Below are 8,577 nucleotides of genomic sequence, written 5' to 3' on the forward strand. Positions count from 1 at the left end.
TCCTGATGATTCGCAGATTAAGTCAGGTCGTGATTAGATGTTAAACGGTGTAGACTTGGCAAGCCCCTATCAAACAGGGTTTCCTAAGCTGGGACAAGATTTTGTGATTGTTAAATTTACTGAAGGAACGTATTACACCAATCCTGACCGAGTTACGCAATTAGCAACAGCTGATTTAAAGGCTGCCTATCATTTTGCAGCTGGTAGTGATGTAATTAGTGAAGCTAATTATTTTTTACAAATGTTTAAGCCATATGTTGGCCAAGCAATTCCAGTACTTGATTATGAAGCAGCAGCCCTTAATAAGTGGACTACTGCTAATGTTGAACAATGGTTAGATTATGTCTATCAAAAGACCGGCACTAAACCGTGGTTATACATGGCTTTGGGTACAGAAAATAGTAAGGACTGGACAGCCGTTGCTGCTAAATATCCTTTATGGATTGCTCAATATAACAATGGTATTACAACCGGTTTTCAACCACGTAGTTTATACGGTAAATTGACTCATCAATGGGATTGGGCAGCTTTTCAGTATGCTGGTGGCAATGGACGTTTAGTCGGTTGGGGTAATGGTCAAAAAGCAATTGATTTAGACGTTTGTTATTGGACTAAGGAACAATGGCAAAGTTGGTTGAACAACTCAACTGCAGAAGTTATTTCATTACATCCAGTAGTTAAATGGAACGTTAAGCGGGTATTTGTAGTAACTGCAATTGCTGGCTGTGATCTGTATGATAGTCCAGAGTTAGACAAGGTAATTAGACACTTAAATTTTGGCTCTAGTTGGGCAGTATTGGGCGAAGAAAATGGTGCCCTTAAATTAGGTAAGGATCAATGGGTAGATGGCCGAGATGGCTTCAGTAAGAGTAATCCTTTGGCCACACAAACTAAATTAGCCGGCAGAGTTAAAATCGTAACGCCTAATACTTACTCATTATGTGATCCTATTACTAGCGCCACTAAAGCTAAAGAATTGGTAATCAATCAGTTATATGACGTAGTGGGTCGTCAAGACAAATATTTCATTTTAAAGGAGCTATTTAATGGCCAACAAGTTTATGTGTCAGGAGATAATGCCTACGTAGTTTTGTAAATAAAATATTTATTTGTTAAGCTTGGTTTAGTAAGTAATGTAAATAGTGTGCGTCGTGGAGGCAGATTATGGACACAATGACTGCTAAACAAGTGTTTGAAAGTATGAACATCAGTAGATCCAGGCTATACCAAATAATTGGACAACTAGACAATGCTCATAAACCAAGCAAAGACAATAAAGGTAAGTATATTTTTGATAAGCAAGCTGTCGATAATATTAAACAGTACTATGCACAAACAAGACAAGACAAAGACGCTAAAGAGACAGTCTATTCTGATGTCGACAGTATGCATAGACTAGTCAACAGCCTAAACAAGCAATTAGAAATCAAAGACCAACAGATAGCTGAACTCCATAAATTATTAGATCAACAACAACAGCTTAATTTAGCAACCAGTGAACAAAATAAAAAGCTGCTGGAACAACCAGTAGCTAAAAAACATTGGTGGCAATGAAGCATCAATTATTAATTCTAAATAATTTAAACGGCGGTAGAATAGCGTTCTCAACATAAAAAATAAATATTTTTAAAATAAATATTTTAATTTTGAATTTTTATGCTATGATTACGTTATTAAGCAAATAAAAAATGCTTGGTTTACTTATATGACAGTAATCCAAGCATTCAAAAAGCTAATCTCAAAACTTTGGACGGTCAACAGATTAGCTTCAACGAATAAATTAAGTATAACAAGAATACTTAAAAATGCAAGCGTTGAAGTTAAAATGAACCTCCGAGTTAAAAGATTAGCTCGGAGGTTTTTCCGTTATCAAAACAGCACACAAATAGCCAACAGGACAAAGTTGTAAAAAGGGCCAGGTTTAATAGAGCCATCTCAAGTAATAAATCTATTTCCGAAAGTCAGTAGCGAGACAGTGGGGCAAGTGGCGGTGACGACCAGCAGTGCGAACAAGGTCAGGGCGGTTGCAACGACTACTGCAGGTTTAGAATTACTCATATGTAAGGAGAATTTGCAGCAGTGGTGCACATGGCCGTAAGTATCAGAACATAGTACGCCGTACTATTGGCTGGGGTTAGTAATGACGTTGCCCAGAACGAGATTCATATATCTATCAAGAGAGAAAAAACAACGGATACGAGCGGTGTCTGGGCGTTGAATGACCAATTAAAAGCATGTGTCGGCGAAAGCCGGTGTTATAACCATCAATCGTAAAGCGATTAGTTAGGTACGTTTCTTTTTCCTCTTATTGCAAGGGGAGAGTACCTAACTAACCGCTTTGCGGTTGATCGATAGTTAGGTACGGGGGAAGTATGCCCCAAAAGAGTAAGAATAGAAATGTAGTGTAGGAAGTTTAGGCCAATGAGAGTAGAAAAGTAAGAATAGAAATGGGAAAAAATAAGAAACAGCAAAAGATCAAAAAAAGAAGAGAAAGAAATAAAAGAGTTAGTAAAAAAATGATCTTGGAGGGTAAGGTGCTGGAATGGAAAGAACGGAAAAATATGAGTTAGTAATTGATGATGAGCAACAAATAATTCAAGGGGTAAAGATTGCTGATAGAGAGATTTATTTGTTGGTTAAGTCAGTAGTAGAGATTAGTGTGTTGTCAGGGTGGCAGCCAGTTAAGAAAGAAATTCAGGTTTTGTATGATGAGGCATTGCACCCAGATCCTAAGTTAGAAAAAGAGTATCAGGAAATATTTGGTGAAGAAGAGTGATGTCTCAGAACGCTCAAAATTGAGTTCTAAGAACTTTTAATAGTGCCTAGGATGATTGGACGTGTTTTTTGTTTAAAAAGTGGGCAAGATTTGTTTAACGCTCAAGTCCGCGACTACGTTCTCTTAATGCTCGTTGTCGAAAATATTCAGCCTGTAATTCTTCTTGGCTTGGTTCAGGTTTTAATTTTTTGACGTCTTCCTTGTCCCAATAACGGGCGAAATATTTTAAAGCTGGTTCGAGGTCTTTTTGAAAATGTTGGCCAACTTGTTTGGTAACTTGATCCCAAGCGTTTTTGATTAATGGCTTGCAGTCTTTGACGGCAACAACTAAGTTTTTAGCGAATTGATCCAGCTTAATAATTTGGGTTTGTTGTTGCTGGATAAGTCGATTGCGTGCTGTTAGAGCTTGTTTTTGTTCAGCTATTAATTGATCTTGTTGTTTTAGTTGTTTAGCTTGAGCTTGATTTTCTTGCTGTTTTTCGGTCAATTTAGTTTGCAAATCGTGAATTTGTTGTTTGTACGGCTCGCTGCCAGTAGTCAATTTTTGTTGTAAATCGTAAATTTTAGCGTTGAGGTCAATTCGTTTACTTTCCTGTTTGCGATCATTGGCAACGGATTGCACGATTATTTTTTCGTCCTGCTTAATTTCTTCTTGTAACTTTTTGATTTTTTCTTGATATGGCTTACCAGCATTTTTGTGAGCACGTTGCTGTTCTTTTCGCCGTCCCTCCTCGACACCGAAAGTATGGCCTTGAGAGTAGCCGTTAAGTTCTGCAGTTTTGTTTTGCGTTGTAAGCTGCTCATTTTGGGCTTTTAATTGGGCATTCTCCGTTAGTAATTGCTTGTTTTGTTGAATAATTTGTACCAAGTTTTGTGGTAAGTCAGCTTGCCTAATTAATTTTGCAATTCGCTTTTGTGCCAGTGGCTTGTCGAGTATGCCAAAAGTCTTAGTTGGTAAATAATAATCGGCATTTTTGCCCTTATTAACTCTTTCAAGGCGTTTTAAGTTGCTGATGTATGATTTATCGGCTTTAGAATTTAAAACGCTCTGAGCGTCTAAATTTGCCAAATTTTGTTGTTTTTCATTAATGATTTGACTAAGTTGGTCGTTCTTTAATTTTTGGTCAGTTAATTTAATTTGTACTTTGGCATTTTCTTGTTGCTGGGTTTTAGCAATTTCTTGAGCTTGATCTATTCGACGCATGGCTTGTTTGTATTCATGAACGTTTTTTAAGCGATTAGTAAAGCCAGCTTCACGCTCAATACCAAATCTTAGGGCAATTTTGCTTAATTGCTCGGTTTCATGGTGTTGGAAATTACTAAAAAGTGCCCGGCTGTCCTTAGGATCGTTCTGATAGCCTTCTTCACGTAAGGCCTTATCAAAACTAGGCTTGATGGTTAAGCCACGCTTAGCGTGTGGTAAATGGGCTACAGGGACAACGTTAAGGTGCATGTGGGGTGATCCCGGCTCGTCCATGTGAATGACCGCATTATAAACAATCAAATTGGGATTATCTTGGGCAAATTCTTGCTCAAATTCGGTCAAAATCATTTTAGCAGCACGCCAATTTTTTGAATTAGCCCGGTCTTTATTCAGGTAATCTTGTTGATTACCGACTTGAACAATAAATTCTCGTTGAGTTTGTTGGTTTTTGCTATGAAGGACTTGCTGGTAATAATTTTTAATTTTACGATCGGCACGTTTTTGTTTGGCATTATAAAGCTCGATTGCGGGATCAAATTGTTCATGATAAACGTCTTTAATATCACGATGAACTAAAACCTGATTTAATTCAGTAAATTCACGTTGAATATGAGTATGGCCCTTTTTATCAAAATCAAAATGTTCAATATCTAAAGAACGATTGTTGTGTTTAATTGAAGTTTCGCTAGCTTTACCTTTAGCGAATGAAATAGTCATTTTCTGGTTCATAAAGTAGGTACCTCCGAGTAGTAGATTTTATTCTACTTCTTTTTTGTTACTTTTCCAAAAAGTAACGTTTTCGATGTAGTGACAATTGCTTACAGCAAAAGTCACTACATCAAACGCCCTTGCGCAGGGGGCGAAGCAGAAAAACTAACGTAATTTCTGCTTAATTCAATTTTGCCAAAACTGCGTAATGGCAAAATTTCATGACGAAAAAAACAAGCAAAAGTCGTAAAGACTAATGCTTGTTTTTTCGTCTGATCGTGTCCTTGGGGACACGATTTTCTTTTTTAAAAAAGAAACAAAAAAAGCGATCTAAAAGATATCGCTCCAGGTACCTTACAAGTAGCTAACTTGCATGCACACTTTGTTTTTATACAAGACGTATTGTATAAATCTTCATCTACTGAAATTATATCGTGCGTTTAATAGATACGCTTGTTAAAGCCATATTTTTTGCATAAAAAAAGCAGTCAATTGTGACTGCCTAGGCGCCTTGCAAGTAGTCGGCTTGCATGCACACTTGTTCCATGCAAGCTGCATGTCATACTGTTTCTAGTCAAAGTATAACATATAAAGCTAAAAATGATAAAATATTTACGCACGCTTGTGCATTATCCTGAAAGGCCTAGTCAACCTTTCATAAGGAGGTGAATACCATGCGTGAAGTAGTCATACTGTTTCTATTGTACGCTGTGCTTGCAAAAGCTGAGCAGGTGTTGAGTGACATTCTTGCCATTCTCGATAGGCTGCTCAAGTAGTACAACAAAAGTAGCTCGGGTTTTCCTGGGCTGTTTTTGTCTAAAAAAATAAAATTGGTCTAATTGTGAAATTGAAAAAAATCAAAAAATAAAAAGCCCGTTAAATTGGGCTTTTTAAATGCTATACGGTTTGCAATTCACAAGCTTATTTCGGGGACGGCAATGCGTCCTATTTTTATGCCGTTTTTGGCCAACTGCGCATAATGCACATTATGTTAAGTTGGTTTTGGTATAGATAAGAATCGAGTAATAAAAAAGCAGTTATTAGCTGCTTTTTTATTTATGCGGCAATCACTGTATACTACAAATTGTCCCATGATATTTCATAGATTCGATTATTTAATGTTTCCCATGACTGCTTTTTATTGTAACCGTGATAAGCAACTGTTAAATATAAATGATTTTCATCAATAACTTGAACGCTTTCAAATTCTGTTGAGTGGTTTGAAACGTCATCTACTCTAGAATCATTATTTAAATCTATGGTAGTCCAATCTGCCTTGTTTGTTGCTCCCCATGGAATTTTATATAGGTATCGTGGTTCAGATGTGCTACCTGTTTTTGGACTCTTTTGACTTGAGATATAAATATTGAGATTATCATCAATATCAACTCCTTGGAATGATCCTATAATACTTGGTTTTGTCATATCTTCAATCATAAAATGTTCATGATCTTTGACAGGAGTAAATGAATTAATTGGGTAATAGCTTGTGCCATTATTTAATTTGCTATTAATATCATCCAAATAGTATAAAGAAAAATAACCATCACTATATTTTTTACTATCATTATCATGAAGATATGGCTTAGTGATAGTAGCTACTAAAAAATACTTGTAATCAGGTGAAACCGCTGCTTCAGAGCGTAAAAGATCAATATTGTATTTTTGTGTTGTGGTACTTCCTGCAGTACTAAGGCTGGATAATCTTGGAAAGTCAGTGTTGGAATAATGTTTGATACTAGTTGGTGGTACAGTTACTCGAGCAATTTGAGTAGCCCACTCATAACCATCATCTGCTAGAACACCTTTAGTACCAATAAACCATTGACCAGGTTGGTTAGCGTATTCCCAAGTTTGGCTGTGACCAGAAGCAGAGTCGAACATTTTTAACATTGAAGGACCAAAATAAGTTGTAGAATCTGGATCAGTACCAGTAAACTTTGTACGTAATACACAATTAGCGTTTTTGTGCAACTGCATGGCATAAATATAATGTTTTGCTATATGTCCTTTTTGAACAACATTTTGATAAACACCGGTACTGCCACCGGTTGATAGTGTAGTTTTAGGTGAGATTTTTAAATTTGTATAACCCATAAAATTTCCTTTCGAATAAAAATAATTTTTAAAACAAGTTAATATGATTTCGAAATCGTGATTAATTTATCACCCAAACATAAGTTTGTCAAACACATGTTCGAGAAAGAATAAAAAAATTAGGTCATCTGACCTAATTTTGGATTAAATTTTAGTTAATAGCCATGGTCTCTTTAACGTTTCCATTACCAGTTTTTGTAGCGTTTAATAAGGCTTCTTGTTGTGTAGTTAAATACCAAACAGCTTCTTTAACCTCAGTAATGCTTACTGAAGTTGAAGAATTGACAGCTTTAGCCTGTTTTAAAGCTTCATCATATTGAGCTTTATAGGTATTTACGTAGTCTTCATTTTTATAGTTAGAACTAGCTGTAATTGTTTTTTCTTGATCAATTAATTTTTGTAGATCTTGTTTGTCAGATGCTGTTGCAATTTTAGCGTCTGCTTGAGCTTCTTCCGGAGTATTGGCTGGTGTTAATTGTGGACCTGATAAGTAAATCGCATCAGCTGCTTTAACATAAAACAGTTGATTTTGAATTGCATTTTCGTAATTAATAGATTCTTCAGGAGAGTAATAATTTAAGCGATAAAATAATTCAGCTTTATTGTCCTTAGGTACCCAAACATAAATTTTTCTAATTACGGGAAGATTTTCATTTTTGGCAAGTATAACGTTTTTATTAGTAATTTTCGGTTTAAGGATCGATGAAATACTATAGGCATTACTATTTTGTTTTAAGCCGACATAAGTATCGATGGTGTAAATAGCTAACTTTTGTCTAGGCTTATTTTTAACAAATTTTGTAATAACAAAGGTATCAGTCGTACCAGCTATTCGATAAGCAACTGATGTTGAATTTCCGGTAGGAATTGTACTAGTACGATCAACTGTAATTTTTTGACCTGTTTTAATAAGAATACGATCAGATCCTGATCCAACATATAGTCCTTTTTTAGGAAAGTTATCGTATTTATTTTTATCGTGAATTGTAACGGTAGCACTTGCTACATAAAGCGGTTGCCCGTTAATTTCATTGACATTAGCTGCATTGATGTAACCACCGTGACCAATGTTGTAATAATATTTACCTTTGATTTTTTTATAGGGCAACCACGATTGATTGTAGTTGTCATCATTTAGTAAGTAGTATTGTTTGCTGTCTTTTTCGATAGGCTGGATGGTTCCAGCGTACTTAATATTAGTACCTTTGCGTAAATGAGTGTTATACCGGCTACCACGATATTTAGTAAGACGTTGACCTTTTTTATTATAAACATAGGCTCCATGAACTAATTTTAGTGTATTAGTATTTGAAGTTGTAGTTGCGGCTACGGGTGTAGATTTGAGCCACTGTGATACTGGGAATCCAGCACCTAAAGTCAAAATACCAGTAATCGAACCAAGAAGAAGTTTTTTACTTAATTTCATATATTCACCTCATAATGGAAATAATAATTATAGTCATTATACTTCGGTAGCGAACTAAGTTTAAGTAATATCTATTCTTGTTTTTCGAACATATGTTTGCATACAAAAGAAAACAATGCTATATTAATTGTGCTTATATATATTTGAAAAAGCCAAGAAAGGGCTGGTAGAGTTGGATAAAACCATTTTAATGCTGCTGACCTCTACCGCCTTTGGTGGACTTGTTTCGATGTTAATCAGTTTCTATCAATGGCGGGTGAAGTCAAAGCATGAATCTGATGAAGAAGAACGTAAACGTCTCTATGATGACGTGAAATATTATCATACTAAATTTCGCGATGATGAAGATGAAATTGATCGTTTAAA

6 protein-coding genes are annotated in these 8,577 nt (G+C 35.7%); 3 read left to right on the top strand and 3 right to left on the bottom strand.

What is annotated here, in order from left to right:
- The first annotated feature begins 37 nt into the window (after window positions 1–37).
- The 3 genes from PT287_RS09935 (at window position 38) to PT287_RS09945 (ending at window position 2,776) form a co-directional block, all read left to right on the top strand.
- Window positions 38–1,096 (top strand): GH25 family lysozyme, encoded by a 1,059-nt coding sequence (locus PT287_RS09935; RefSeq protein WP_277134655.1) that lies wholly within the window; start codon window positions 38–40, stop codon window positions 1,094–1,096.
- A 68-nt stretch (window positions 1,097–1,164) separates the two neighbouring features.
- Window positions 1,165–1,554 carry a DUF536 domain-containing protein gene (locus PT287_RS09940; RefSeq protein WP_277134656.1) on the top strand — a complete coding sequence of 130 codons (390 nt, stop codon included), beginning with the start codon at window positions 1,165–1,167 and terminating at the stop codon, window positions 1,552–1,554.
- Between the two features lie 988 nt (window positions 1,555–2,542).
- A complete protein-coding gene (locus PT287_RS09945; protein ID WP_277134657.1) occupies window positions 2,543–2,776 on the top strand; it encodes a hypothetical protein in 234 nt (77 codons plus the stop codon).
- Between the two features lie 94 nt (window positions 2,777–2,870).
- Here the strand turns inward: PT287_RS09945 and PT287_RS09950 are convergent, their stop codons facing one another.
- The 3 genes from PT287_RS09950 to PT287_RS09960 form a co-directional block, all read right to left on the bottom strand.
- The gene (locus tag PT287_RS09950; RefSeq protein ID WP_277134658.1) at window positions 2,871–4,709 is read right to left on the bottom strand and encodes a plasmid recombination protein; all 1,839 of its coding nucleotides are present in this window, start codon (window positions 4,707–4,709) and stop codon (window positions 2,871–2,873) included.
- A 1,056-nt stretch (window positions 4,710–5,765) separates the two neighbouring features.
- Window positions 5,766–6,785 (bottom strand): helveticin J family class III bacteriocin, encoded by a 1,020-nt coding sequence (locus PT287_RS09955; protein ID WP_277134659.1) that lies wholly within the window; start codon window positions 6,783–6,785, stop codon window positions 5,766–5,768.
- A 151-nt stretch (window positions 6,786–6,936) separates the two neighbouring features.
- Window positions 6,937–8,211 (bottom strand): SLAP domain-containing protein, encoded by a 1,275-nt coding sequence (locus tag PT287_RS09960; RefSeq protein WP_277134660.1) that lies wholly within the window; start codon window positions 8,209–8,211, stop codon window positions 6,937–6,939.
- Window positions 8,212–8,577 lie beyond the last annotated feature (366 nt).

Source organism: Lactobacillus sp. ESL0679 (assembly GCF_029433515.1).
Classification (GTDB): Bacteria; Bacillota; Bacilli; order Lactobacillales; family Lactobacillaceae; genus Lactobacillus.

What these genes read in the sequence shown, in the direction of transcription:
- PT287_RS09950 (WP_277134658.1), bottom strand. Translation starts at nt 4,709, where the DNA reads ATGAACCAGAAAATGACTATTTCATTCGCTAAAGGTAAAGCTAGCGAA.
- PT287_RS09960 (WP_277134660.1), bottom strand. Translation starts at nt 8,211, where the DNA reads ATGAAATTAAGTAAAAAACTTCTTCTTGGTTCGATTACTGGTATTTTG.
- PT287_RS09940 (WP_277134656.1), top strand. Translation starts at nt 1,165, where the DNA reads ATGGACACAATGACTGCTAAACAAGTGTTTGAAAGTATGAACATCAGT.
- PT287_RS09945 (WP_277134657.1), top strand. Translation starts at nt 2,543, where the DNA reads ATGGAAAGAACGGAAAAATATGAGTTAGTAATTGATGATGAGCAACAA.
- PT287_RS09955 (WP_277134659.1), bottom strand. Translation starts at nt 6,785, where the DNA reads ATGGGTTATACAAATTTAAAAATCTCACCTAAAACTACACTATCAACC.
- PT287_RS09935 (WP_277134655.1), top strand. Translation starts at nt 38, where the DNA reads ATGTTAAACGGTGTAGACTTGGCAAGCCCCTATCAAACAGGGTTTCCT.